A 26507-nucleotide genomic window follows, 5' to 3' on the forward strand; every position below is an offset into this window, starting at 1 on the left:
GCGGGGGAGCAGGGGGAGATGAGGAAGTGGGGGGAGATTACGAATAAATTTTATTTCCCTCATCCTCCTCATCCTCCTCATCCCCCTCATCCCCCTCATCTCCCTCAAATAACTCATACTCACAAGCCAATGTTAATTAAACTCGAACCCCGCAGTGTGCCATCAAAAACTTGGCAAGTACTATCACCTCTACTAGCACTATTAGGAACTTTAATTTTAGGAATTGTTCTATTTGGTTCATTGGGTAAACCACCTATCACCGCTTTACAAACTTTATTAATTTCACCTTTAAGTAGCTTTTATGGGCTGACAGAATTAGCAGTGAAAGCAGCACCTATTTTATTAATTGCTGTTGGTTTGGCTTTGTGTTTTCATGCCAAGGTGTGGAATATTGGGGCAGAAGGACAATTGACTGTAGGGGCAATTTTTGGCAGTGCTGTGGCTTTAATATTTCCCAATGTAAATAACTATGGAATCTTGTTACTGAGTTTGATAGCTGGTGTCTTAGGTGGTGTAGTTTGGAGCAGCATTCCCGCTTTCTTAAAAGTGCGATTTCATACTAATGAAATTCTCACTAGCTTGATGTTAAATTATGTGGGAAATTCCCTATTGAACTACTTAGTGCATGGGCCATTAAAAGACCCCCAAGGATTTAACTTTCCTGAATCTGCACCTTTTTCGGAATTCGCTAGTTTAACACCATTAATTGCTGGTACACGGTTACATGCGGGTGTAATTTTCGCAGTTGTGGCAGCTGTGTTAATTTGGGGAGTGTTGCAGCAAACATTTTTTGGTTATAGTGTGCGGGTAGTTGGTTCCAGTTCCGAGGCTGCGGTATATGCTGGGATAAAGAGCGATCGCATCATTTGGCTAACTCTACTCATCAGTGGCGGATTAGCAGGTTTAGCCGGAGTATGCGAAGTTCTCGGCCCCATAGGTCAACTACGCCCTAACATTTCTCCCGGTTATGGTTATACTGCCATCATTGCTGCTTTTATCGGTAGGTTAAACCCACTCGGTATTATATTATCCAGTTTGCTGATGGCACTCTTGTACGTAGGCGGTGAATTAGTGCAAATTAAACTCAGTCTTCCCTTAGCACTAATTGGAATGTTCCAAGGTATTTTATTCTTTTTTCTTTTAGCAGCAGACATCTTAATTCACAACCGAATACGAGTAAAGTGACAGGGAAGATAGGGAGATGGGGTGATGGGGAAATGGGGGAGATGGGGGGATAAAGAAAATGACAACTGACAACTGACAACTGACAACTCACTTTTTTGAGGAGACTTAATGTGGTGGCAAATAAATTAACTCGGTTATTACCAGTAGGAATTACATTAGTTGGTGCTGGTGTTGGTCTAGGTTTAACTACGCTTTTAGCTAAAGGTGGGTTGAACGAACACTTAGCAATAAAAAAGTCAGCAAGTGAAAGTTCTAAAGCGAGTTTTCAAGGAACAATCAATACAACTTCACAGAGTTTTTCTCAAGCCATAAATCAGACAGTAGAAATACCAAAAACCTTTGAGGGAACAACGATTGATCAAGCGAAACTGAAACCGAATGAGAAAGTTATCGCCCTCACTTTTGATGATGGGCCAGGGCCTAAAAATACGCTACAGGTATTGGAGATTTTAAAGAAAAATCACATCAAGGCGACATTCTTTATGGTTGGGGAAATGGTGCAATATTATCCCCAGATTGCCAAGCAAGTGGCAGCTGATGGTGATGTAATTGGTAACCATACATGGCATCATTGGTATCGTCACATGGACTCAACTACTGTGGCAAGTGAAATTAATCGTACAGCAGATATTATTTATAAGACTACAGGAGTCAAAACGACTTTGTTTCGTCCTCCAGGTGGCTTTCTGCATAATGGATTAGCCGACTACGCCAAAAGTCAGAAATATGCTGTGATTATGTGGTCAGAAGCATCGGGAGACGCTGAACGTCGTTCACCGCAAGTGCCAGGGATGGTCAAAAATGTGCTAAAAGCAGCAAAGCCTGGGGCTATTGTACTCATGCATGATGGTGGCGGCAATCGTTCCCGAACGGTTAAGGCTTTACCACAAATTATTGATAGTCTGAAAGCACAGGGATATAAATTTGTGACAATACCCGAACTGCTGCAAATGCAAGCCCAAGAACAAAGTTTAGTAACGGCTGTATCACCTGTAGTCGCAAATAATGAACATCCAAACTATCAGCTTAATCATCAGTGATACTTTACAGTCAGCTACACCCCTGATTTTGGCGTCACTAGGCGAATTAGTCACGGAAAAATCAGGGGTGTTAAATTTGGGTGTTGAAGGAATGATGTTAGTTGGCGCGATCGCTGGTTTTATCGCTACTTCAGTATTAGGAAATATTTACTTAGGATTATTCATAGCATTGGTATCGGGAATAGCGATCGCGCTGATTTATGCACTACTAGTAATTACTATCAGCGCCAATCAAGTAGCCACTGGTTTAGCCCTCAGCATCTTTGGTTCTGGACTTAGTGCTTTTGTTGGTGCAGAATATGTTGGCAAAACAGTTACTAGACTGCAACCCGTTAGCATCCCGGTTTTAAAATCAATTCCGATTTTGGGGGAAGCTTTATTTAACCAAAATATTTTAGTATATGCTTCAGTCGTCTTGGTGATGTTGGTGTGGTGGTTTTTGCGCCAAACAAGGGCGGGTTTGGTACTGCAAAGTATTGGTGAATCACCAGTAGCCGCTGATGCTTTAGGTTTACCAGTTTACAGAGTTCGCTATTTAGCAGTAATTTTTGGCGGCGCAATGGCTGGGTTAGCTGGGGGTTATCTCTCCCTTGCATATACACCGCTATGGGCGGAAAATATGACAGCTGGCAGAGGATGGATTGCGATCGCGCTTGTTGTGTTTGCAACTTGGAAACCACAAAGAATCCTGCTTGGTGCCTATTTATTTGGTGGTGTTAGTGCCATACAGTTGATTCTCCAAGCACTTAGCGTAGATATTTCGCCCTACCTGTTGTCTTCCTTGCCCTACTTAGCTACCATCCTGGTATTGGTGTTAATCTCTCACGATGCCACACGCATTCAATTAGGAGTACCCGCTTCATTAGGGCAACCATTTCGTTCAACTCATTGAAAGTTAAGAGTTAGGAGTTAGGAGTGAGGAGTTAGGAGTGCTGAATACTTGTATTAAATAAGATTAAAAATTACGAATTACGAATTACGAATTACGAATTACGAATTAAATTATGTTGCCTCCATCTTTTCAAGCAATTACAGAACGTCCGGTTTTAAAATTACCTAATAATGCCAGAGTTGCTGTGTGGGTAGTAATGAATGTAGAACACTTCACTTTTGGCAAACTAGGAACGGCGATTCAACCTCATTTAAATAGTTACCCAGAAATTGCTAACTATGGTTGGCGAGACTATGGTAATCGCGTGGGAATTTGGCGATTATTTGATTTATTTGCCGAGTTAAAAATTCCGGTGACAGCCGCAGTCAACGGTGAAATTTGTACATTCTACCCCGAAATCATCCAAGCTATCCAAAAATATGGTTGGGAAATCATGGCTCATGGAATTAATAACTCCACTGGGCATAGTGGCATGGATAAAGAAACAGAAATTAATATAATTAATCAAACCTTAGATTTATTAAAGCAAGCCACAGGTCAAATCCCTAAAGGTTGGTTAACACCTGGATTTTCCATTACAGAATCAACATTTGAATTATTACACGCAGCCGGAATCCTTTACACAGCCGACTGGGTAAACGACGACCAACCTTACTGGTATCCATTACCTAACGGTCGCTTATTAGCAATACCTTACACAATAGAAGCAAACGATATTACCTTATGTTTAAGTAACCGCTTTTCTGGCATAGAATTTGCCCAAGCAATAACAGATCAATTTGACCAACTCTGGCAAGAAGGAGAAACCCAAAGCCGAGTAATGGCAATTGGCTTACATCCCTTTATCGTCGGTCAACCCCTAAGATTAAAATACTTAAAACAGTGTTTATTACATATTAAAAATCACCCAAATACCTGGCTAACCACAGGCGAAAGTATTTACCATTGGATTAATCAACAAAAGTAAAATATCCTTACCTTCTCTTCTCTCTTCTCTCTGCGTCCTCCGCGTCTTGGCGGTTCGTAAAAACAATGACAACATCACCAAGCCAAATTCTCAAAATCCCCGTAATCGATGCCAACACAGAAAACATCAAACCCTACGGACATCTTTTAGGCGACGATGTTAGCAAACCAGGATTAGGAATTCCCTTTTATCAAGAACGAGTAATAGAAGGCGAAAATATAGACTTTACTTATCGCGGCACCGCCACCTTTAGAACAGCCAAAATTTTACCAGGATACCCACCAATTATCTGGCTAGAAAGACACATGCATATGACCCAGATGTTTATCGCTCTGGGACAAGCACCATTTATTATGGTTATGGCACCACCTAACCATCAAAACAGCGAAAACCTACCAAATTTAAATCAAGTTAAAGCGCTGCGATTTCCCCCTGGTTACGGACTTTTGCTACATCTTGGTACATGGCATGATTTTCCCATAGCTTGCGATCGCCCGGTTGTCATCCTCACGGCAAACTCCGATGAAGTAGTCACCGCCTTGAGTCAAATGCAAGCACCAGATGAAATGAACCAAGGCGATGTTTACAAAATTTCATTACCGAAACGCTTAAACTGTGAAATTCAATTGGACATAGTGAATTAATCAATTGTTGTTTTGTAGCCTCTTTGTCACCTCATCAGGTTCCTGTCATAATAATTCGGGAGCCTTCTGGAAACTTTTCTACTTTGATTTGTGTTCCTAACTCTTCTCCTAAAGCAGAAACATGAGTAATTACGCCGACTAATTTGTCTTGCTCACCCAGAGATTGTAGAATACTTGAGACACTTTGTAGAGTTTCGGCATCTAATGTTCCAAATCCCTCATCTATAAATAAACTGCCTAATTTAGCTCCTCTTGACAGCTTTTCTGAAAGTGCTAAAGCCAGAGATAAACAAGTAGCAAAGGTTTCACCACCTGATAGGGTTTGTACTCCTCTTGTTTCGCCACCATTCCAGTTATCTTCTACAGAGTATTCTTTGTCATCGTATTTTAAGGTATATCGCTGTTCTGTCAGTTCTCGCAGAAATAGTGTTGCTTGTTCTGCTAACTCTCGCTCAAAATGATCGAGAATATAGGCTTGAAAGCGATTCGATTGTAACTCATAAGATAAGGTGTTATAAGTTTGTAAATCTTGCTGTTTGTTAGATAGTTGAACTTGCAATTTATCTAATTGCTTTCGCTGCTGTTCAGCGTCAGTAATCGAAAATTTTAAATTGTTGTATTCGTTTCGTGCTTGCTGACGCTTTTCTTCAGCAGAAATAACAGATTTTTCATACTGGGCAATTATTTCTGCATTGGTAGTTTTGTCACCGATTTCATTATTCTCTTGGTTGACGATAGTTTGTATCTCAAGTATTTTATGCTCATGTTCTGTAATTTGTTGCTGCCATGTAGTTTGCTGTTCTGATGATGTTTTACTTTCTTGAAATACTGCTTCTGTCAAGTTTGCTGATGATAAACAAGTTTGCCATTCAGCTTCTATTTGTACTTTTTCAGCATCAGCTAAATCAAAGTCCTCTCGTGCTTTTAAATCATTTTGTTCAGCTTGAAGAACTTCATCGCGAGCAGTTTGATGAAACTTATTTACTTCCTGAAGACGATTATCTAAATCTCGTTTATCTTGTTCTAGCTTTTGGAATAAATTTTCGTAAGAATCACCACCAGTACGTTCTGATAGTTTGTTGGATATCTTTTGAAGTTGTGTTTTTTGGCGTTCTACTTCAGTTGCTGCTTCTCGATGCTGTATTTGGGTATCTGATAACTTATTTTTGGCAAAGTTTAAATTTTGTTCACTGGTTTTAACTTCCCCATCTGCTTTATCTTTCTTAATTAAATATTGTTGATGTTTAACATCACTTTCCTGCAATAATTGCTGTTCTTGTTGAAGTAACTGAACTTCCCATTTTTCTGCTTTTAAGATGACAATAATTTGTTGTGCTTCTACCTCAAGCTCACCTTCTTTTTCGGCTAATATTTGGCGATATTCAATTTCTTGTTTTTTCAGTTCATCTCTTGTCGTTTCCGCCTTAGTTTTAGTATTAGCAGCTTTTTGACGGTTTTCTTCAGCTTCCTGAACACGGTTTTCTAGTGCTTTGATATCGCATGAAGATTCTAATTGTGGTAATAAGTGGTGTTCTGGGTAAACTCCGCCACAAACTGGACAATCATCACCAGTGTGCAGGGATGCGCGTAAAGCAGAGGCATAATTTTGTTGTCTAGCAGTATCTAATTCAAGACGAGCTTGCTCAGATTCTTCCTCAGATTTTTGCAGATTTAACATAGTAGATTGACAATCATCTTCAGCCGTTTTTAACTGTTGAGTGATTTGTTGTAACTTCGAGCGATCGCTTTCAACTTGCTTTTGTATACTTTCCCATTTAATTAGTAGTGGTGTAACTTGATTAAGCTGCTCTAGTCTTGTATCACCAGGAGAATATTGATAAAGTTCATTGTTATATCGAGTAAATATCTGAGTTTTTTCATTCAATTCAGTTTCAGCCTTTTGAACAGCATTATCAGCCTCAGTTACTAGTTTGATTTTATCTGCTAATATTTTTTCTAACCTGTTTAATTCATCCTTAATTTGACGACACTGTTCTTCGTAAATTTTGGCAGCATTGAGATCTGATTCTCGCTGTTTTAGCTGCGGTGCAATCTCAGCTTGATAGGCTTGTGCTTGACTTAAATTGTCTTTCTGAATGTTTAAAGCTAACTGCTTTTCACTCAAAGCTTGGGCAGCATTTTCTACAGCAGTTTGGGTGTTAGTATAACGAATACGAGCCGAATTAACTGATGTCCAAGTAGCTGACAGGCGATCGCAAACTCGCGCTTGTTCTAATTGGCGTTTCAAATTACTGATTTTTGGAGCTTGTTTATTTAATTCCTCAAGTTGCTGTTTGCGGTGTGCTAAACTCTCAAGACGTTGTAATAATTTTTTTTCTGATTCTAAAGTAATTTTGGCATTGACAACTCCTGCTTCTAATCGGGGTAATTCTTGTTCAATAACTTGAAGGCGACTACGTTGAGAATTAATTTCTATATCTGATGGCTTCCAAGCCCCATCAAGCTGTTTTTGCATAATATCGCATTCACCTTTAAAATGACCAGCTCGCTCTTTTGCTTTCTCACGCATATTTTCAAATATTTGGTAGCCAGCCAGTTCGCGTAAAATTTCCCGACGCTCAGAAGCTTTACCTTTGAGAAACTGATCAAATTTGCCTTGAGGTAGAAGGATAACTTTTGTAAAAGTCTCAAAATCCATCCTCAAAATCTTCTCAATTGCAGCATCAATTTCTGTTGCATTTTGTTCCCCCAAAGGTTGCCAATCATCTCTAATACGCTTTTCTAACCTAAAATTACTCTTTGGTTTTGTAGTACGATTACGATATTGCCATGAGCGCAAAACTTGATATTCAACATCATCTACCAAAAACCGTAATGATACCTGTAATCTTAAGCTACCCTGACTCAATAAGTCATTGTGTTGACTCTTACCGTTCAACCTTGCCACTTTCCCATAAAGTGCTAAAGTCATGGCATCAAGCAAAGATGATTTCCCTGCACCAGTTGGGCCTGTAATAGCGAATAATTCCAGGTTTTCAAAATTAATATTTACCTGGTTACGAAAACTGGTAAAACCTTCTAAAGTCAGTTTAAGTGGTCGCATCTTGGGTTTCCTTTATTTCTTTGTATAGTTCGGCAAATCTGGCGATAACAGCAGGATTTGGTGTTGTGTTTAATTCCTCTTGGAAGTAGAGTTTAAATTCTGCTACTGGATCAAACTCTTCCGGGTTTACAGATTTTTTTCGCTTTGATTCCACTTGTGGAATACGCAGTTCAATTTGCAGGACTTTATCACCACAAATTTTGCGAATTTTGTCAGCTAATCCCGTTTGCTGTGTTTGGAGGTTGATAATTACTTTGAGATAACCAGAATAATCACGCAGAGGTTCTAGCTTTTCTTCGTAATCTCTCAATTCACATTCGACTATTTGCAATGGTTTTTGACAGGGGATAGATATAAACTCTGGTTTTTTCACTGGAGAACCAGGTTCAACATCAATGAGATAAAATCCCTTATCTTCTCCAGCTTCACCGAAGTCCACTTGAATCAAAGAACCGGAATAATAAGTAGGAGCTGCAATCGGAATTTGTTGGGGTTTATGAATGTGTCCCAGAGCAATATACTGAGCTTCAGCAGGTAAGCTTTGTCCAGCCAAAGCGTATGTTTCTTTGGTGTGATGACGGGCTTCGGAATTGGCTAATCTAGCACCATCGAGAGTGAGGTGAGCCATAATGATATTCACACTGTCATCTCGAAAACCAGTGGTTAAGTTGTTGAGCAAATAGCCTACCCTTTCTCTGTAGTGGTTTATTTGCTCTAACTCGCCCATTAGCCACAGATTTTCAACTGTCAATAGTCGCCGTTCTGAAGCAAAAGGCATAGCAGCTACACGCAGTTTACCATTAGGCGTTTCTAGAGTGATTAAACCCCCTTGATTAACACGACGAGGTTTCCCTAAAATCCGCACGCCAGCTAAAGATAAAAGATTAGCTAGATTATCCAAGCGGGAGGCGGAATCATGATTACCAGCAATTGCAACTGCGGGAATTTTGGCGTTTTGTAACCCTTCAAAAAACTGAAAAAAAACTCTCTCGGCTTCTGCTGGAGGATTAGAAGTTTCAAAAATATCGCCTGCAATTAACACTGCATCAACTTCTAATTCTTTAGCTTGTCGCAAAAGTTCTTTGAGAGCAAATTCAATTTCTGAGGTGCGCTCCTTTCCTTTGAGGTTACGCCCCAAATGCCAGTCAGATGTATGAATTAAACGCATCAATTCCTCCTAAAAACGGTCAATATCAGCTTCGATGCTGGTAATTTCTGCTTGGCTCAAAAATACTTCTTCTTTGCGTGTGGCGTAAGCTGGGAAGGGGAAATTAACTAAAATTGGTGCGGGAACTTCTGGCTGATGCACAAACATCGTCCCGGATTTAAGAAATAAAGCTCGCTTACGACACGAACCTGTGAGAAAGTTGTATTCGGGGCGTTCTGCTTCGGCGGAATCTAATCTACCTACAACACGAATAGCCGCTTGTCCCACCACACGCCGTTCAACTTCTGAGGCGGTTTGCTGTGCGCCAATTAAGATAATTCCTAGAGAACGTCCTCGTTCTGCAATGTCTACCAGCAAATCTTTAATGGGGCTACGTCCATCACGGGGCGCGTATTTGTTCAATTCATCCAAAACAATAAAAACAACAGGTTCCCTGCCTTGTTTTTCTTTTTGAAAAAATAGCTTTTGTAGTAAAACACCCACAACAAATTTTTGAGCGCGGGCGCTGAGTTTGTGGATATCAGTTACAGTCAGTTGAGCATCTGAAGCGAGGGGATTGAGTTGATATTTCGCAACTTCATCCGGTGATAAATCGCCCCGAATTAAATGGCTAACTTCACTACTGATACCGTATAAACGCCGAATCATTGCTTCCGCCGTAGCTGGAACATTGCGCCCTAACCAACGCCTGTTTTCTTCTCTATCTTCATCGTTGAGTAATTTATCTTCTAAAAAGTCAATTAAATCTCTAAATGTTTTAATTTCTGTTTTACCTTCTTCTCCAAAGGCTTCGACTTGCAAATGAGCTTGCAGTTTACGCCGCCGCTTCTGATCGCTTTGGTCATTTTCTTCTGCTAGTCGTGCTAATCGTTCTTCTACCGTCGTCACTAAGTAGGATAAATTTCCTCGGTCTAAATCTTCACCAGTGAACAAAAATCGAAACAAGCGATCGCGGCACAATTCCCGAATACTCCATAAATAAACTGATATGCCTTCAGAACGCTGTTCTAAATCAGAGTCAACAGTCCGAGAATCTCTTTTTGGTGCAGCCCGAAAACTTGTACTTTTAAAAGGTTGTACTGGCAATTTTATCAGATCATATTTATTTTGATTATTTTGTTTTTCAAAATTACCATAAATTTTATTAAGCTTATCTAAAAAGAATAAATCCTCACCTTTAACATTGAAAATTAGCGCTTTTGTATTAGCTTTATAAGAACCTAAAACCGGAGAATTGAAAATAGAATATAGTAAAAATAAAGCATAGGATGTTTTAGTCGCAACTCCAGAAACCCCAGAAATGTTCACATGAGCGCCTTTTTCACCATTGATAAATGAGTAGTTAAAATATGCTGCGTTGCCATTATTCATAATGCCAGCTGGAATCGGGGTATCCATGCTGTCAAAATACAAAGCCGATGCCAGTTGCTTATCTACAGCTAGGTAAACCTCATCGCCTGGTTGTGGAGGTAAATATTCTTCTGGCTCAATTCTTGTGACTTGAACGTGAGCAGTGTAAGAAATGTTGACTGGCAAAATACCTTTTTTAGCTACTAACAAAGTATCAGTATCAAACTGCGCTCCTTCATATTGAGTGCGAACATAATCAACGACACCGTAAAAATAAACAATTCCAGCATTATCAGGACGATGAGTTTTTACCTCTATAACATCATCTAGATGCAAAACTTTTTCCGAGTCTACTGCTATCCAAAATTCTAAAGGAGTTGCTTCTTGAGTACCAAGTACATAACCAATTGCTTGAGTAGATGTCATTCCTAACCTCCAATAGATGCTAAAAAGCATTGCAATCGTCGCTTAATTAATTCTGCATCACCCATCTGTCGCCCTAATTCCTGTTCTAAAGCGCTAACAGGTGCAAGATTTTGTGGTGCGCGAGGATCTCGTGATGGATGGGAAGCGTAATAGGGAATTAAATAGCAAGTTTGATTTGCTATTTCTTTAACTCTTTCTATGTCAATTTTGTTAGATAATTCCAGCCGCACAATACCATGTAAATCGTGGTAGCCAAATCGTTGTGGTGAATGTTGAGCATCACCAGATTGCAAATACCAAGAGTATTTGGATCTATCTTTACTATCTTTAATTTCAAAAATAGGTGTGCGCTGTCCTGGTAGCAGTTTCCATAGGAAGCCAGCATATTTTTCTGGGAGGAATTGTTTATGCATCGTCTTGATGTAGCCCAAGGTAGATGTTGGTGATTTATATCGCAATGGCCCATCTCGAACTACTAAAGTATCTGCATCTTTGACATTTAATTTGCCTATTAGTTGTTCTTCTGCATCTAACATGGCATTTTGCACAATTACCCGCCGAACTTCAGGAGTATTATCAAATTTACTGTTAAATGGTTCGTATAATAATTCTGCTTTACTTCCTAAAGGACAAGGAATAAGTGTTTTTACAGCTTCTTGTTCACCACTAAAACCTACAACTCGGTGAACATCAATTTTCGGTTCTTCAAGATAACTTGCTTTAGGAATAGTTCTATCTACTACCACAGCACCTACAGCAATTGTGCCAAATACTCCGTAGATAATTGTGTTATCATTGCCACCTACAAGGGCAGCATCTAGCCGCCGTCGCCCGTCAATAAAAATCAGGCGATTAGGTAGCGATCGCGCCTGGGAAGACTGAAAACAGTCCCAGTTTTCAGTTTCTCTTGTAGGGTTAACATCACTTTCAGACAGCGGAAGTTCTTCCTTAATCTGAATTGCAGGCTCGTAGTTATTTCCCCAAGGTTCAAGGCGAAAGTTATGCGATCGCCAGAACTCATTTACATCATTCTCCTCAACCATCAGTTTGGTTTTACACAGTAAAAAATTTGTTTCTAATTTTACTCGCACTATACCAATGGTTGCTACATTTATGGCATATTTTTTTACATAAATTGCATCAATCTATACAATCAACTTGAGGATTGCTGATTCTAAATATGATTTGCATAGAGGCAATTGATCAATTGCCTCTACAAACAGGGTCGTATATTTACACTCCCCTATTCTTGATAATTTCTCGGTAAGCAGTCGCAGCTAGAGTTGGCTGGCGCTTTAAGTTTACGTCAGTATCTAGGTCAATATGATACAGCCCAAAATCGCTATCGGGGCCAAACTTCAGACCCCATTCGCGGTTAGAGGTGATGCACCAAGAGACATAAGCCACCACATTTACGCCATCTTGACGCGCACGCTGTACCTGCTGGACGTGCTTACGAATGTAGTCTTCACGGGTGATGACTTTATCAGCCACTTCAACACAACCGTTCTCAATAATCAGAATTTCCTTACCTGGGAACAGGTTAGCGTGAAACTTCAGCATGTCGTACAGTACCTCAGACCAAACTGGCGCATTACCAAAACGTCCAAAGGCTGCATCCATTAACTGCTGGATACGGTTGAGTCTTAAATTGCTGATACCCCAGTAATAATCAAACCCCACAAAATCCTGCTGACCGACGCACTCTTGAGGACAGAGAAATGTTGGCAACTTCCCAGCCATGCCAAGATGCCACCAGTTACTTGTCAGCGACGTGGAAAGGACGCTGAATAATTTCTGAATTGGGTCAAAGATTTTGACAGCAGAACGCAGCACAGGTAGGCGTTCTTTTGTGGAAACGGCATAAAACTTAACTTTGTTGGGATCGCCGAAAATTTGCTTGGCTACGGTACGAGCTAAATCGATTTCTAAGCCGCTAAATTCTCCTGTGTTGGGGTCACGATAACCAAATCCAGGGACGTTATCTTTAACGGCAACTATTAAATAACCCCGGTCTTGAATGCGACGTAACGGCGTTCCTGACTTGGCAAGGGGTAGAGATTGAGCAAAAGTGGCTGTGGGAGAATTAGAAGAACCAGTACTAATATCGGCTAAAGTCGATCGCCTGCCGATGGGAGGCACAGCAGGAACAGGTAAATTAGGAAAGTGACGAGTAAAACTGTCTTGCCAATCACCAGATTCTTTAAAATATCGTACCGCTCCATCTACAGCATTTAGCAAAGCGCGATCGCCTTTAACCACCGCAGCTGCATAATTTTCTTCTGTCAGCTGGTCACCGTTATTACCCACCAAACGGTATTTTCCTGGATACTGTTCCAACACTCCCAACACAATCACGTCATCAATCAAGATGCCGCTAATCTGTTCGTAGTCCAAGGCTCTCAAGGCATCACTAAAGTCTTCTAATACTTGGACATTGGCGGCGGGAAGTAATCTATCTACAGTAGATTCAGCCGTAGAACTTTTCACTACTGCTACAGGTTTACCGTTGAAATCTGCAAGTTTTTGAATGGAACTGTCTGCTTTGACTAACAAAATTTGACTAGCTTGAAAGTAAACCTCAGAGAAAGCCACTTCCTGCTGTCGCTCTTGCGTCATAGTCAAGGTAGCAATAACTACATCCACCTCTCCTTTTTCCAGCAAAGCCCGCTCAGTGAAACGCTTTCCTTGAGCAACAAAGTCTTCAGGACGACGCAAATTAGTGACATTGCGATCTATCAGTTTTTGCACCCATAAAGGTAAACCCAACAGCATGGGATTTGCTCCCACTTGGGCATCTGGGTTAACTTGCTTAAGGATGGTTCTAGCTCTGGTGTGGGCGATGAATAAATTCCGCATGAGCTTTTGCACTGCGGTCATTTGATCAGCGATGCTAGCACCTCGATCCAAACCGGGAGGCATAAAGTAAGCTCTTTCCCACCAAGGTTTGACGTAGCCATAAATTAACTGACTCGGTTCGTTAAAACTAATCCAGTAGCGTGACAAATGACCGAGACGCTTAGCAACTTCTGTCACATAGCTGGCGTAAATAGCAGGAAACTCAGGGTCAGTTAAACCCCCCCTTGCTTCTACATGCACCGGATGGGTAAAGTGGTGCAGAGTCACCAATGGTTCCATATTGTGCGATCGGATGGTTTCGATCACTTGGCGATAATGTTCAAACGCTTCATCACTGAACTGACCAGGTTGGGGTTCCACCCGCGACCAAGCAATAGAAAAGCGAAATACCTTGCAACCGAGAGATTGTGCTAAAGCGATATCTTCAGCGTAACGATTCCAAAAATCAGTTGCTTGACCCCTAACGGTGAGGGCGCGGCGACGTTCCCACACGTCTCGAATGTCCTCATAGCGGGAATCGTAGGCTTCGCATTGGTGGTCAGCTGTAGCCACACCAAACATAAATGATTCTGGTAACGGTGCAAAGCGATCGCTCACGGTCAGATCTCCTAAATAATGTTGAGTGATGACTGATGACTGATGACTAGACCTCTTGCAAAAGTCGTTCTTAGCGTTCTTTTCTTTGCACGGCAGTCGCCTCAAGTCGGGAAACCCGCCCACGGCGCTGCCTTGTCTTTGCGACTTTGCGTGAAACAAAAAAAGATTTATGCAAGAAGTCTACTGATGATGGTCAGGTAATCGTATAGTTATGAATCTCTGTCTTTAATATCCCTAGTCCCCAGTCCCCAGTCCCTAGTCCCTAACTATTAACTGATGTTGCTACAGATGTAGTTGTAGTTGGATTTCGATGCTTGTTCAAAAATTCCACAAGTCTGGGGAAAATATCAACATGAACGTTTTTACCCATAAAAACATCTTGATGACCATAGCCAGGAAAAATATGTAATTCGTGTCTACCTGGTACAATTTCTTCCAGTCTTTGGTGACAGAGAATATTAGAATCGGTAAACACACGATTGTTATCGCCTGTCATAAACAAAACTGGTGTTTCTATCTCTCGTACATACTCAAAATAATCATTTGGTAAGCGGTCATATTTAGGATTATTCGGTTCAAATTTGACTGCTCGATTACCTGCTTTTACCATTTTGAGGACATGGCGATAATAATGTAAACCGTTGCCTCCATATAAATCACCACCTCGACGATGGGTGACATCCAAAAGATTTTCATGGCTGTATAAAGCAGGCCAACCAGTTCCCCACATCAAGCTAAGCATGTGACAAGCAGGTACATCACATTCATGATGAAATGCTGAGTTAATTTTTGAAAAGATTTTGCCTTTGGTGATACCTGGGTCTTCACTCCATCGCGGGTTTAAATAAGGAATTCCTAAAATATATTCAACGGCAAAAGGAGCAACATTTAATTTAAATTCTGACCATTTAGGTATACGCGGCGTTAATGCCACACTATTGGCGATAACGCTGGTAATACCTGTGACAGCTTTAGCAAACAAGCTCATTGTGAATGATGCAGAACCTAAACAATGGCAGATAATGTGGATACGACGTGAACCAATGTGTTCTCGCATTTTAGCGATCGCTGCTGGATGATCGAATAAAGCGATATCATCCATGTTGTAGCGAGGCATTAGTAGGTTATAAGAATACCTGTTGCTCATGCGATAGTCTAAAGTCCAAACATCACCAAAACCTTGGTCTAATAGGTATTGCACTAGGTTGTAATGTTCGGGCATGATAAACATATCGGTCGAGGTAGTCAGACCATGAATAATCAAAACTACGTCGTCGCAGGCTGCACGCTGGAAGCGTAGCATACTTAATCCCAGCTGATCTTCTGTGGAGAAATGATGTGTTGTAATCTCGGCATTTTTTACGCCTTCTAAGGTGTAAAGTGCTATTTCACGTTCCATGATTTTCCTCGTTTGTTATTTGTCAGTTGTCAGTTGTTAGTTGTCAGTTGTTATTATTTTTTTGACTAGATAACTTAGGCATTCACTCTTTTAAACTCTTATCTCTTTGTGCCCTACCCTTCGGGAAGCTACTTCGTGTCTATGTGTCTTTTGCGGTTCGTTCTATCATACTTGTGCTTCAGCCCTCTACTCTTTTCAAAAATTAATTGATTTTAACAAACCGCAGAGGCGCAGAGAACGCAAAGAGAGAAAATGGAGGTTTTTAGAATAATTTGGCATTGCTATAATTACTTTTTTATTAAGTTAATTGTTGGAAACCTACTTCTCTTGTGATAATTGGTTTATATCCTAGTTCTTGTTTGATTTTAGAAATGTTATATTTTCTGGGCATGGCAACAAAAGATAAGTCAAATCTGGAAAGTGGAGGGGGGTTTTTAATGTTTAGCAGTTTCCAAATTGACTCGACGATTGTTGCTAATGTATTGGCTATGAAGCTAGGTAAGTTTTTGTTAGGGGCTTTTATACCTCTAATTTGAAAAATCTTATTGAAATATTCTTTGACTGTTATCGGGTCGTCATCGGTAACAATATATATTTGTTTATCATTACCTTTTATACAAGCTAATGATATAGCTTCAACTAAGTTATCTACGTGAACTGTTTCGATAAGACACTGGCCATTATCTATCCACATAAATTGACCAGATTTGATTTTTGCTTCTAATGTTAGAGGTGTTTTATCGCCTTGTCCCCAAATATAAGTCGGACGCAGGATAATACACTTAGTTTCTGTAGGAAAATTTAAGATTTCCTGCTCAGCTAATTTTTTAGCTTTTCCATAGTAAGAATTGGGTTCTGCTGGATAAGGAAATTGTTCGTCTATATCAACTAAAGGAGCTACATCTTGAAGTACAGACTCCGAACTAATATAGATAAACCTTTTAACATGCATTTTGCTAGAACTTACCAATAAGTTTTTTGTAGCCAGGGTAATCTCTTGATAAAACTTCTCCCAAGGCCCCCAAAATTCTACTGGTGCAGCACAATGGATCACAATGTCATGCCCTTGGAGGTCTGTTTCCCATTGCGTAATATTCTCTAGAGAGCCTTTGATAGCTTTTGCTCCTAACTGCTCAAGAATCTTCGCTGATGAATCAGATCTGGCTAAAGCTGTCACAGTATTGTTGTCAGCGAGTAAACGTTTGATTAGTCTTTTGCCAAGAAAACCTGAGCCACCTGTTACAAAAATATTCATTTAGCACCTCGGTTATTAAAGAAGGGGAAGGGGGAAGGAGGAAGGGGAAGGGGAAGGGAGAAGGGAAAGGGTAAGGGAAAAGTTAAACGCTTTGCCTTTAAAAGGTGACCTATTATTTAGATTTTTTTTGCTACTGTTGTTCATCTACCGTTTTTATCTCTCCAATTCCGAATATACAAACTTGAGATTTGTAAACTGGCAAATTGTCAGTTGTTATTTTTTATTTGTCAGTTGTTATTAACACTCTTCCTTCCCCTTCTCCCTTCTCCTTCCTCCCCTTCCCCATCAACCAACGCAAATCCCGTACTTGGGTAGCAAGTCGTGGACTATATAGAAGTGATGAGACTGTAAAGCGTCGTGAAATAGTTTCCAATCACTGGTTAAAAAGCTGGGGTGATAGGGAAATATTTCGTTTCCGCGTTCAACTATGTCTTCGGTGTCTAAGGCTAAGTGTTTCCATGAATCTTTGCCTTTGGGGATATAGGTGACGTTGGCTTGACCAAAGCTGAATTTACCCTGAGCGATCGCATCTAACCATTTTTGGTGACGCACACTACCGCTATCATCAGTAATATTTCTCAGCATCGCCTCTATTAATGTTTTATCTGGCTCTGGTAATCCTGGTACTGTTGCATCAGGATTACCTGTTAGATATCGCTGCATGGCTTTGCACATGTGGTCAGCAGCTTCTAAAAAGTCTTGGGGATTGTTTCTGAGAATTTCCTCATCGCGTCCGTTGACATAACCCCAGGTCAAAAACGGTTTGTCAGGATGGCTGAGAACAGCGCCATGTCCCAGTGGTAAAGCTTCGCTGACAAAGTAATTCTGAAGTTTGTCCATGAGGTTGTAGTCTGGATTGCCGTTTGCATCTAGCAGCTTTTTAGCTTCGTTGACTCGATGGTTGACTCCAGCAAAGCCTTGATGCGCCCAAGTATCCACATATACATGCATGGTGATACCAAGGCGATGCAATGCGTAGGTGGTGTGACGCTGCTGAATACATTCTCGTACCATTTGCTGAGCAACATCGCTGTTGGGACGGCAAATCAATTTGTTGATAAATTTCCCATCAGGGTCTTCACCTGCTTTTAGTCCGTCGTTTCCAGGTAGAAAATGAAACGGAATCCAAACGCGGTGATTTGCTAGTTCCTGAAAGTTGCGGTAGTCCAGCATTTTATGAGCGGAACTAATGCGGCTAAACAATGCGCCGTTATCAAACCGGATTAATCCGTCGTTGATTGCATCGTCTACGTATTGGGCGCAGTAGGCGATGGTACTAGCAGCTTGATGTTCAAACCCAGCCAACCGCGCTGCTACGTAAGTAACGCCGTGATGAAAGTCGATTTGCATATTGAGTCAATGGTCAGTGGTCAGTGGTCAGTGGTCAGTAGTCAGTGGTCAGTGGTAAAAATCCACAACTGACAACTGACAACTGACAACTGACATTCTTCACGCAAAACTATGCTAAACAGGCATTATTAAAAGTAAACATCAGACAAACTGCCGACAAAGAAGCGACTGAAGCGATCTATTGCTTCTAGGCGTTCTGCGGGACTAACGGCATTTGTGACTTTAAGGGTAGTCATTTGCTTGATAAAATCTGTAGGCTGAATTTTGAGAATGCCTTTACCTACAACAGCACCGTCTTTACTTTCGCCAGTGTAAATGGTGATGTAAAGTGTGGTGGTGTCAGGCCATAAATCAAAGCCTTTTTCATCATGAATTTCTTTAAAGCCCTCAAAGTAGTATTTTTCCCCTGCTTTGCTGGTCATGTGCATTTGATAGCGCATTTGTCTGCTTTTGGCTTGACCTTGTTCCACAACAAACAAATTAAACTCGCCATTGGTGACGGTTAGGGGTTCCTTTGCAAGGCTAGGGGCTGTAACGGTACCAACTATTTTGGCTACATGGTCAGGTTCGTTAAGCAGCTGTTCCAAGTCATCAGACACTATTGTCAAAGTAAATTGCAGAGGTGTGTTGTCTTTTTTACCTTGTTCTAGTCCACGTTTGTAGTCGTCTTTAACTTGAGTGGAAAAGTAACCGCGCATGGTTTCGGTGAATTGAATTCCCACTTTGAGCGGTTCAGCTGGGGTTTTTGGCGGTACTGAAGGTAAATCGTAGTTAATTGTCCAACCGTGGTCTTTGGCGATGAGGGTGCAGCAGCGTTCAGCTACGGCACAAATTGTGAGTAATGGATTTACGCCCAAGGTACGAGGCATTACTGAACCATCAGCAACATACAAATTTTCATAAGCTGCTGTACCTTGGTTGCTAGAAAAGACTTGTCCTTTGTGGTTGACAACACCGTGTTCAGCGTCTTCGGCGAGGATGCAGCCGCCTAGAGGATGGACAGTAACTAAATCATGGCCAAATACATCACTCCAAATGGGGTTAGGTATTTGTGTACCACCTAAAGGACGTGTGGCTTCTTCTAAGCGATCATTGACGCGCTGGAAGATTGGTTGTTTGCCGACGTTTTCCCAACGAATGCGGAGACGGTCATCTTCTAAATACATTTCTCCGGCTGCATCATCGTGGGTCATCACTAGATAGGTCTGGGTGTTGCGGACTGCACCAGTGTAAGCACCTTGAGTTAAACTTTGGGTTTCGCGGATTTTTTCTTTGATGCGATCGCCCCAACCTTCATCGGTATCTTTACCCAGTAGTTTACCAGCAGTAGCAAAGGCTGACGGTAAGAAGGGAGCGAGGGCACCAGGAATTGAGCCTTCTTCGATTACCATGCCATTATCTAGCTGTGGTTGTTCGCGCATATCGATAATGCCGGTGATGCAAGGGCCGACTGGTTGCTGTGTACCTGTACGGTTGCCAAAGCCTATACCGTTAATTACTTGGTCGGTGTTGTAAGCAAAAGCCAACACATCACCATTACCAGTAAAGTTGTGTCCCAGCTTGTTAGACAAAGGCAAACCTGATTGTTGAGAACGCAGTAAAATTTCCGTAGAACCAAGAGTACCAGCAGCTATAACTACAATATCGGCACTGACAAACATTGTGGGGGCATCAAATATCTGCTGTCCAGAGTTGAGCAATTGAAAGTGAACTAACCACTTTTCCCCTTGGCGTTCAACTTTCCGTACAGAAACTTGGGTATAAATTTCTGCACCGTGGTTTTTGGCATCAGGCAGATAATTCATCAAAGTGGTATTTTTTGCACCGTGGTTACAACCTGATACACAATCGCCGCAGAAGTTACATTTCTTTTGTTCTACCCCTACATGATTCACTCCATCTTCAAATGTCACATTGATGGGTGGGCGATAAAATTTTTCATTTAAGTATTTAGAAGACTTTTCTAATGCCTGTAATTTTGGCAAAGCTGGTAAGTCTTGAGGATAAGGGTTGGGTTTGAGCATTTCTTCAGCACGCCGATATCCTTGTGCCAATAAAGTATTAACATCGTTACGCAATTCTTGAGGCCAGCGCGGATCTTCAAAAACACGAGGTTCAGCTTGTAATGACACATTGGCATTAACTAATGATGTGCCACCCAACCCGCAACCAAGGAAAACATTAATATCTTTATTTACACGAAAATCATACAAGCCCGTGCGTGAACCAATGCGTTTATTAGGTAAGTCTACTTGGATCTCACCTACGGCGTTTACATCTGTATTTGGGTATTCACCTGGTTGAAATTCTTTGCCTCGTTCTAATACACAAACCTGCTGTCCAGCACGCGCTAGGCGCGAAGCCGCGATACCACCACCATAACCAGAACCAACAACTACAACCTGATAGTGACTTTTGATGTTTTCAATAGGGCTTGATAAACGAGTCATATAGCAATCCTTTTAAATTCTGGAGGTAGAAACATACTCTTCATCTGCATTCCAGATGATAGCCAAACCTGAATGAAACAAAGTTTTTGATTACATCAAGTAAACTTTTCCCAGACTACTGTTGTAGTACTCCAACAGTGGTAAAAGCAATTCCGCAAGTCGTCATTAATTGCGACACTAGAACGAATAAAACTCTTTGTGTCATAGTGTCTTTCGTGGTTCTTTAATTTTTTCCACTAGGACACTAAGCCGAAGGCAGCCGTGTTGTAAAGCAGCCCCGGATAATAATAGTTTTAGTTCATCAAGCGTGCAGTTAATAGGCTACCAGCCAAGAAATAAATTTCTTAGTGGGAAATTGGGCAGTTACAAAATGATATTAAAGAAACTTAAACAAACGCCTTTTTAGAGTTATCGGAGTAGATGATATATTTTATGTAAATTTACAACTAAATTTACATTTTTTTACTTTCTCTACTAAATTGAACAAACCTTACAAGAGAGTTAGTAGCAATTGAGAAGACAAGTAAATTTTGATTTTACATATTGGAAATGTTATGTGGGATTGAAAACATCAGCGTAACACCGCATTTAGTGTTTTGGGGTTTAAAATAGTAAATTTTTATTGCCAATTATTCACACTTTTGACTATTTTGAAGCTAATCTCATCCGGTGCAGGCTAGAAGCCCACACCACAAGAGTTTTCTAATGCACAACTTTAGCCTTGACACGCCAGTAAGGTGCGTTACGCTACGCGATAACACACTCTACATCTACCTAAATTTTTTCATAAATCAAATTGGATTCTTATAATTTTGATTATGTTGATTTGAATAAGCAAAATACCTGATTGCTTACGCAAAATACTGAATTGCCTTCTCAAAATGCTTGATTGCCTTCTCAAAATGCCTGATTGCTTTCTCATTTTGGTAGATCACGCAAGCAAAATGCCTGATTGCTTACTCAAAATGCTTGATTGCTTTCTCATTTCAGTAGATCACGCACTCATTTTGGTAGATCACGCAGGCAAAATGCCTGATTGCTTACTCAAAATGCTTGATTGCTTTCTCATTTCGGTAGATCACGCACTCATTTTGGTAGATCACGCAAGCAAACGGCATATTGCTTTTTTGATATGCTTGGATCTTTTCTCAAATGAGTAATTTACGCACTTATAACAACTATCTTTTTCGTTGCCAAAGCCTATTGATTTTTGTGGAAACACCTATATAATTTACACAAAGCTAAATGCTATCTGAGCAATTAATAATTAACCTGGTGTCAATCAAGCAAAATTTCGTATATAAAATAGTATAAGAAGTAGAGGCTATTATTAATCAAAAATGTTTTATAATTGCGATATCTCCTAGAAAATATCTAGGTAAATTCATGGATTTGCCAAATATTGAAACTTACTTACGTCCTAATCAAATTCAAGCGATCGCAAATTGGGGTGAAGGTTGGGCTTGGTTAGCTGGTGGTACTTGGCTATTTTCCGAACCACAGCCGCATCTAAAGGTATTGGTTGACATGCAAAAATTAGGTTGGTCTGAAATTGAGGTGAAAGCAGACCATTTAATAATTGGTGCGACTTGTCCGTTAATTAAGTTATTGGAATATCCTTGGTTAGAGGAATGGACAGCAGTTGCAGGGTTTAAAAGTGCGATCGCTACACTGGCAGCTTCGTTTAAAGTAATTAATATGGCCACGGTAGGAGGAAATATTTGTCTTGCCTTGTCTGTGGGAACTTTAGCACCGTTAATGGTGGCATTAGATGCAAGTTATGAAATTTGGAATTTAAAGGGAGAATCTCGAATTGTTGCGGCAAAAGATTTTCAAATCGGTTTCAAAGCAACAATTTTGCAGCCAGGAGAAATCTTGAGACGCATTTTAATTCCGTTATCTCATTTAAAATGGAAAATTAATTATCAACATTTTAGTTTAGCAACAACTGATTCAGCTTTGGTAATTGTGGTGCTTGCTAAGAATGATCAACAAGTGCGTTGTGTAATTGGTGCAAGTGTTGCTGCACCTCGCCTACTGGAATGTGAAAATATAGAAACAGCACAAAGGCAATTAATTACATCTCTGGAGAATGAAAATTTCATTGTCGATGCTAAAGCAAGTGCAGATTATCGCCGCGAGATAACGGCACTTTTAATCAAGCGATCGCTACAATAATTAAAAGTTAAAAATTAAAAATGCTGGAAGAGTTACAATTTACAGTTAATCACCAATCTTGTAGCGTAACTTGTCATCCTGGAACTAGCCTTTTGAGTTTATTACGTCAGTTGGGTTGGTTTGGGGTTCATCGTGTTTGTGAAACTGGTGATTGTGGTGCTTGTACAGTTTGGGTAAATGATACACCAGTTCATAGTTGTATTTATCCTGCAATGCGAATTGCTAATGAATCAGTAACCACCATTGAAGGACTTTCTAGTGATGGCGAACTTGCACCCATACAGCAAGCTTTTTTACAAGCACAAGGTTTTCAATGTGGTTTCTGCACTCCCGGTATGATTATGAGTGCGGCAAAAATACCTGAATTATTACAAGAAGAACTTCGCTTCACTTTAAAAGGAAACCTCTGTCGCTGCACTGGTTATCAAGCAATTCAAGAGTCAATAGTTAATAGTCAACAGTCAATAGTCAATAGTCAACAGTCATCAGTCAACAGTCATCACTCAGTTGGAGAAAACATTCCTAAACAAGACGGTGTAGCAATTGTAACTGGTAAAGCATCTTATACAGGAGATATTTCACCACCTGGATTATTACATCTAAAAGTAGTGCGATCGCCTCATCCCCATGCCCGTATTCGCAAAATTCACACCGAAACAGCCAAAGCAATTCCTGGTGTAGTTGCCATTTTTACCCACGAAGATGTACCCAGAATAGCTTACACCACCGCCGGTCATGCCGAACCAGTACCCGATCCGTTAGATCATTACTTACTAGATAATAAAGTACGGTTTGTAGGCGATCGCGTGGCGGCTGTAGTTGCAGAGTCACCCGCTATTGCCGAACAAGCTTGTCAATTAATTACTGTTGATTACGAAATTTTACCCCACGTTATCGACCCCATACAAGCAATGAACGATTGCGGGGTTGTAATTCACGATGAATTAGAATCATCACAAATTTATGATCGCGATCGCAACATCGCCGGACACATCTTTCAGGAAACTGGCAATTTAGCACAAGCATTTGCTGAAGCCGATTTAATTGTCAAAAATACCTATTATTTACCAGCAGTTCAACACGTCCACCTAGAACCACATATCACTATTAGTTGGCTAGAACCAGACGGTACATTAGTTGTGCGTTCCAGTACTCAAGTACCATTTCACTGTCAAACTTTACTAGCAAAACTTTTCAATTTACCTAAAGAAAAGATTCGAGTTTATAAAGCACAACTTGGTGGTGGATTTGGCAACAAACAAGAAATCTTATCAGAAGATTTATGTGTGTTAGCAACCCTACGTACAGGCAAACCTGTACAGTGGGAATTTAGCAGAAAAGAAGAATTTACTGCCACTAATAGCCGTCATGCTATGACAATTCACCTTAAAAGTGGTGTCAAAAAAGATGGTTTATTAATTGCCCAAGACATGACAATAATTGCCAACACAGGCGCTTATGGCAATCATGGGCAAACCGTAGTATTTCTATCAGGATACATACCTTTAGGTTTATATCGTTGTCCAAATAAAAGATTACAGGCTTTTGCAGTTTATACTAACACAATGCCAGCCGGTGCATTTCGCGGCTATGGTGCAACACAAGGTACATTTGCAATGGAAAGCCAAATCGATGAGATTGCCAAACAGCTTAATATCGACCCGATAGAAATGCGTTTAAAAAACGTCATTCAACCAGGAGATATAATTAATTTAGGTAAATCTGAAGACCACTTTAACTTAATTGGCAGCTACGCTGTTTCAGAATGTTGGGAAAAAGTTAAACAACTTCTTGGCTACCTTCCCGGTACACCAGCAAAAGTAGAAGGTTCTCGTCGTTGTGGTGTAGGTTTTGCTATTTCTATGCAAGGTAGTGGTTTATCTAAAATCCATCTTGCCAAAGTGAAATTATCACGCTTACCTAATAATAAATATGAATTAAGAACTGGTTCAGTAGATGTTGGCACAGGTTCAGATACAACATTACGACAAATAGCAGCAGAAATTTTAGGCGTAACAGTTGCAGATATTAATATTATCTCCGGCGACACCCAACAAACACCCTTTGATGCAGGTTCTTATGCTTCCGCTACAGTTTACATTTCTGGACAAGCTGTTAAACTAGCAGCCGAAAAACTCCTTACCACCAACGAAAATAGCGTAGAAATTTCCTATACAGCAGATGAATCAACATTAACCTTTGCAGTTCAAGGTGTAGAAGTCGAAATTGATATAGAAACAGGTAAAACTCAGATTTTAAAATGTGTCCAAGCAATTGATTTAGGCAAAGCAATAAATCCGCGAATTTGTCACGGACAAGTAACAGGTGGTATCGCAATGGGGATAGGCTATGCGTTGATGGAAAAATTATTATTTGACAAACAAGGAACAATTATTAACCCTAAATTACGCGATTATCGCATCCCCACAGCAGCAGACATCCCATCAATAGAAGTAATTTTAGTAGAACAATCAGACCCCTACGGCCCATTTGGTGCAAAAGGAGTAGGAGAAATCACCACCAATTGTACAGCGCCAGCCATAGCCAACGCGATCGCTCATGCCACAGGATGCAGATTATACCAACTCCCCATGACACCCGAAAGAGTTTTTCAAGAATTAAAGATTAAACATTTCACATAACCTTCTCACCCTCTCATTTCTCTGCGTCCTCCGCGTCTTGGCGGTTCGTTATTAAATGCTTGACTTCTACCAACAACTAGCAACAGCCTTAAATCAAGGCGTCGTAGTTTTAGCCACCGTCACCAGTACCAAAGGTTCCGTACCGAGAGAAGTAGGCGCGAAAATGTTCATTCGTGCCGATGGAAAAACCCACGGTACAATTGGCGGTGGTGCAACAGAAGCAAAAGTTTATCAGCAAGCCTTACAAATATTGCACACAGGTGAAAAACAATTTGTAGAAATTGATTTATCAGGTACACCGCAACGAGAAACCCAAGGCATTTGTGGTGGCACAATGCTGATATGGTTAGAGTTATGGTTAGGTAGTGAAAGCTTGGATTTAGTCAATCAAATTATAGATATCTTAACATTAGGGCGATCGCTTGCCATTGTCACCCCATTTCATCCAGGCAAAAAACCTTATTTAGAAACAACAGATATCCCAAATTTACCACTGGTGAAAAATCATGCTTTAGTAGAACCCTTACTACCGCCACCCACACTATTAATTATTGGTGCTGGACATATTGCTATTCCCCTAGCACAGATTGCGAAAATAGCAGGTTTTAAAACTATTGTACAAGACGATCGCCCCGAATTTGCCACAAAAGAGCGATTTCCCCAAGCAGCTTTAGTGTTAGCACAACCCATAGCCTCAATTCAAGAAATATTACAAAATATTCCTAATTTATACGTTGCTTTGGTAACTAGGGGTTATACCCAAGATCTAGAAGCTTTAGAAATTTTGTGTCATCTACAAACACAATATATTGGCATGGTTGGCAGTCAAAAACGAGTTAATACTGTTTACCAAATGTTGCAGACAAAGGGTAAATTACCAGAATTTTGGCAAAGAATATATGCACCAATTGGTTTAGATATTGGTGCTTTAGCACCAGAGGAAATTGCGGTTAGTATTTGTGCGGAATTAATTAAAGTTATGCGTGGTGGAACTGGGGTTTCATTATCTGCGAAAATATCAAGCTGAGTAAAATTATGAAT

Annotated in this window: 17 protein-coding genes; 8 read left to right on the plus strand and 9 right to left on the minus strand. The window is 40.5% G+C overall.

Features of this window, described 5'->3' with window-relative positions:
- Nucleotides 1–129 precede the first annotated feature (129 nt).
- From I8748_RS31080 to I8748_RS31100, 5 genes are all read left to right on the plus strand, one after another.
- Nucleotides 130–1185, plus strand: coding sequence for an ABC transporter permease (locus I8748_RS31080; protein ID WP_198128337.1), 1056 nt, complete (start codon nucleotides 130–132; stop codon nucleotides 1183–1185).
- A gap of 110 nt (nucleotides 1186–1295) precedes the next feature.
- Complete coding sequence (locus tag I8748_RS31085; protein WP_198128338.1) at nucleotides 1296–2225, plus strand: polysaccharide deacetylase family protein; 930 nt, start codon at nucleotides 1296–1298, stop codon at nucleotides 2223–2225.
- The gene (locus I8748_RS31090; RefSeq protein WP_198128339.1) at nucleotides 2191–3117 is read left to right on the plus strand and encodes an ABC transporter permease; all 927 of its coding nucleotides are present in this window, start codon (nucleotides 2191–2193) and stop codon (nucleotides 3115–3117) included. The genes I8748_RS31085 and I8748_RS31090 overlap by 35 nt, the downstream gene beginning before the upstream one ends.
- A 112-nt stretch (nucleotides 3118–3229) precedes the next feature.
- On the plus strand, nucleotides 3230–4084 hold the full coding sequence (locus tag I8748_RS31095) for a polysaccharide deacetylase family protein (RefSeq protein ID WP_198128340.1): 855 nt from the start codon (nucleotides 3230–3232) through the stop codon (nucleotides 4082–4084).
- Nucleotides 4085–4149: 65 nt separating this feature from the next.
- Nucleotides 4150–4728: an ureidoglycolate lyase gene (locus I8748_RS31100; protein WP_198128341.1), complete on the plus strand. Its 579-nt coding sequence runs from the start codon at nucleotides 4150–4152 to the stop codon at nucleotides 4726–4728.
- 34 nt (nucleotides 4729–4762) lie between these two features.
- On the opposite strand, the gene I8748_RS31105 is transcribed toward I8748_RS31100, so the two are convergent.
- The 9 genes from I8748_RS31105 to I8748_RS31145 all read right to left on the minus strand — a co-directional run bounded on the left by I8748_RS31105 (nucleotide 4763) and on the right by I8748_RS31145 (nucleotide 20646).
- Nucleotides 4763–7792: an AAA family ATPase gene (locus I8748_RS31105; RefSeq protein WP_198128342.1), complete on the minus strand. Its 3030-nt coding sequence runs from the start codon at nucleotides 7790–7792 to the stop codon at nucleotides 4763–4765.
- Nucleotides 7779–8960: a metallophosphoesterase family protein gene (locus I8748_RS31110; protein WP_198128343.1), complete on the minus strand. Its 1182-nt coding sequence runs from the start codon at nucleotides 8958–8960 to the stop codon at nucleotides 7779–7781. The genes I8748_RS31105 and I8748_RS31110 overlap by 14 nt, the downstream gene beginning before the upstream one ends.
- Nucleotides 8961–8969: 9 nt before the next feature.
- A complete protein-coding gene (locus tag I8748_RS31115) occupies nucleotides 8970–10736 on the minus strand; it encodes an ATP-binding protein (protein ID WP_198128344.1) in 1767 nt (588 codons plus the stop codon).
- A gap of 2 nt (nucleotides 10737–10738) precedes the next feature.
- Nucleotides 10739–11779 (minus strand): hypothetical protein, encoded by a 1041-nt coding sequence (locus I8748_RS31120; RefSeq protein ID WP_198128345.1) that lies wholly within the window; start codon nucleotides 11777–11779, stop codon nucleotides 10739–10741.
- A 190-nt stretch (nucleotides 11780–11969) separates the two neighbouring features.
- Entirely contained in the window at nucleotides 11970–14192 is a 2223-nt protein-coding gene (locus I8748_RS31125) for a family 1 glycosylhydrolase (protein ID WP_198128346.1), read from the minus strand.
- Nucleotides 14193–14454: 262 nt separating this feature from the next.
- Complete coding sequence (locus I8748_RS31130; protein WP_198128347.1) at nucleotides 14455–15591, minus strand: alpha/beta fold hydrolase; 1137 nt, start codon at nucleotides 15589–15591, stop codon at nucleotides 14455–14457.
- Between the two features lie 298 nt (nucleotides 15592–15889).
- Entirely contained in the window at nucleotides 15890–16846 is a 957-nt protein-coding gene (locus tag I8748_RS31135) for an NAD-dependent epimerase/dehydratase family protein (protein WP_198128348.1), read from the minus strand.
- 285 nt (nucleotides 16847–17131) lie between these two features.
- Nucleotides 17132–18196, minus strand: coding sequence for a DUF6765 family protein (locus tag I8748_RS31140; RefSeq protein ID WP_198128349.1), 1065 nt, complete (start codon nucleotides 18194–18196; stop codon nucleotides 17132–17134).
- Nucleotides 18197–18324: 128 nt separating this feature from the next.
- A complete protein-coding gene (locus I8748_RS31145) occupies nucleotides 18325–20646 on the minus strand; it encodes a GMC family oxidoreductase N-terminal domain-containing protein (RefSeq protein WP_198128350.1) in 2322 nt (773 codons plus the stop codon).
- 1386 nt (nucleotides 20647–22032) lie between these two features.
- Here I8748_RS31145 and I8748_RS31150 point away from each other — a divergent pair.
- Genes I8748_RS31150 through I8748_RS31160 form a run of 3 tightly spaced genes read left to right on the plus strand, consistent with a single transcriptional unit; the run spans nucleotide 22033 to nucleotide 26493 of the window.
- A complete protein-coding gene (locus tag I8748_RS31150; protein WP_198128351.1) occupies nucleotides 22033–22824 on the plus strand; it encodes an FAD binding domain-containing protein in 792 nt (263 codons plus the stop codon).
- A 20-nt stretch (nucleotides 22825–22844) separates the two neighbouring features.
- Nucleotides 22845–25466 carry a molybdopterin-dependent oxidoreductase gene (locus I8748_RS31155; RefSeq protein ID WP_198128352.1) on the plus strand — a complete coding sequence of 874 codons (2622 nt, stop codon included), beginning with the start codon at nucleotides 22845–22847 and terminating at the stop codon, nucleotides 25464–25466.
- Nucleotides 25467–25521: 55 nt separating this feature from the next.
- Complete coding sequence (locus I8748_RS31160; protein WP_198128353.1) at nucleotides 25522–26493, plus strand: XdhC family protein; 972 nt, start codon at nucleotides 25522–25524, stop codon at nucleotides 26491–26493.
- Nucleotides 26494–26507: the final 14 nt, after the last annotated feature.

Source organism: Amazonocrinis nigriterrae CENA67, from assembly GCF_016056305.1.
In the GTDB taxonomy this organism is placed as follows: domain Bacteria; phylum Cyanobacteriota; class Cyanobacteriia; order Cyanobacteriales; family Nostocaceae; genus Amazonocrinis; species Amazonocrinis nigriterrae.

Excerpts from the sequence above, each read along its gene's own strand:
- I8748_RS31145 (WP_198128350.1), bottom strand. The coding sequence starts at position 20,646 with ATGACTCGTTTATCAAGCCCTATTGAAAACATCAAAAGTCACTATCAG.
- I8748_RS31090 (WP_198128339.1), top strand. The coding sequence starts at position 2,191 with ATGAACATCCAAACTATCAGCTTAATCATCAGTGATACTTTACAGTCA.
- I8748_RS31135 (WP_198128348.1), bottom strand. The coding sequence starts at position 16,846 with ATGAATATTTTTGTAACAGGTGGCTCAGGTTTTCTTGGCAAAAGACTA.
- I8748_RS31150 (WP_198128351.1), top strand. The coding sequence starts at position 22,033 with ATGGATTTGCCAAATATTGAAACTTACTTACGTCCTAATCAAATTCAA.
- I8748_RS31130 (WP_198128347.1), bottom strand. The coding sequence starts at position 15,591 with ATGGAACGTGAAATAGCACTTTACACCTTAGAAGGCGTAAAAAATGCC.
- I8748_RS31140 (WP_198128349.1), bottom strand. The coding sequence starts at position 18,196 with ATGCAAATCGACTTTCATCACGGCGTTACTTACGTAGCAGCGCGGTTG.
- I8748_RS31110 (WP_198128343.1), bottom strand. The coding sequence starts at position 8,960 with ATGCGTTTAATTCATACATCTGACTGGCATTTGGGGCGTAACCTCAAA.
- I8748_RS31160 (WP_198128353.1), top strand. The coding sequence starts at position 25,522 with ATGCTTGACTTCTACCAACAACTAGCAACAGCCTTAAATCAAGGCGTC.
- I8748_RS31080 (WP_198128337.1), top strand. The coding sequence starts at position 130 with ATGTTAATTAAACTCGAACCCCGCAGTGTGCCATCAAAAACTTGGCAA.
- I8748_RS31120 (WP_198128345.1), bottom strand. The coding sequence starts at position 11,779 with ATGGTTGAGGAGAATGATGTAAATGAGTTCTGGCGATCGCATAACTTT.
- I8748_RS31105 (WP_198128342.1), bottom strand. The coding sequence starts at position 7,792 with ATGCGACCACTTAAACTGACTTTAGAAGGTTTTACCAGTTTTCGTAAC.
- I8748_RS31095 (WP_198128340.1), top strand. The coding sequence starts at position 3,230 with ATGTTGCCTCCATCTTTTCAAGCAATTACAGAACGTCCGGTTTTAAAA.
- I8748_RS31100 (WP_198128341.1), top strand. The coding sequence starts at position 4,150 with ATGACAACATCACCAAGCCAAATTCTCAAAATCCCCGTAATCGATGCC.
- I8748_RS31115 (WP_198128344.1), bottom strand. The coding sequence starts at position 10,736 with ATGACATCTACTCAAGCAATTGGTTATGTACTTGGTACTCAAGAAGCA.
- I8748_RS31155 (WP_198128352.1), top strand. The coding sequence starts at position 22,845 with ATGCTGGAAGAGTTACAATTTACAGTTAATCACCAATCTTGTAGCGTA.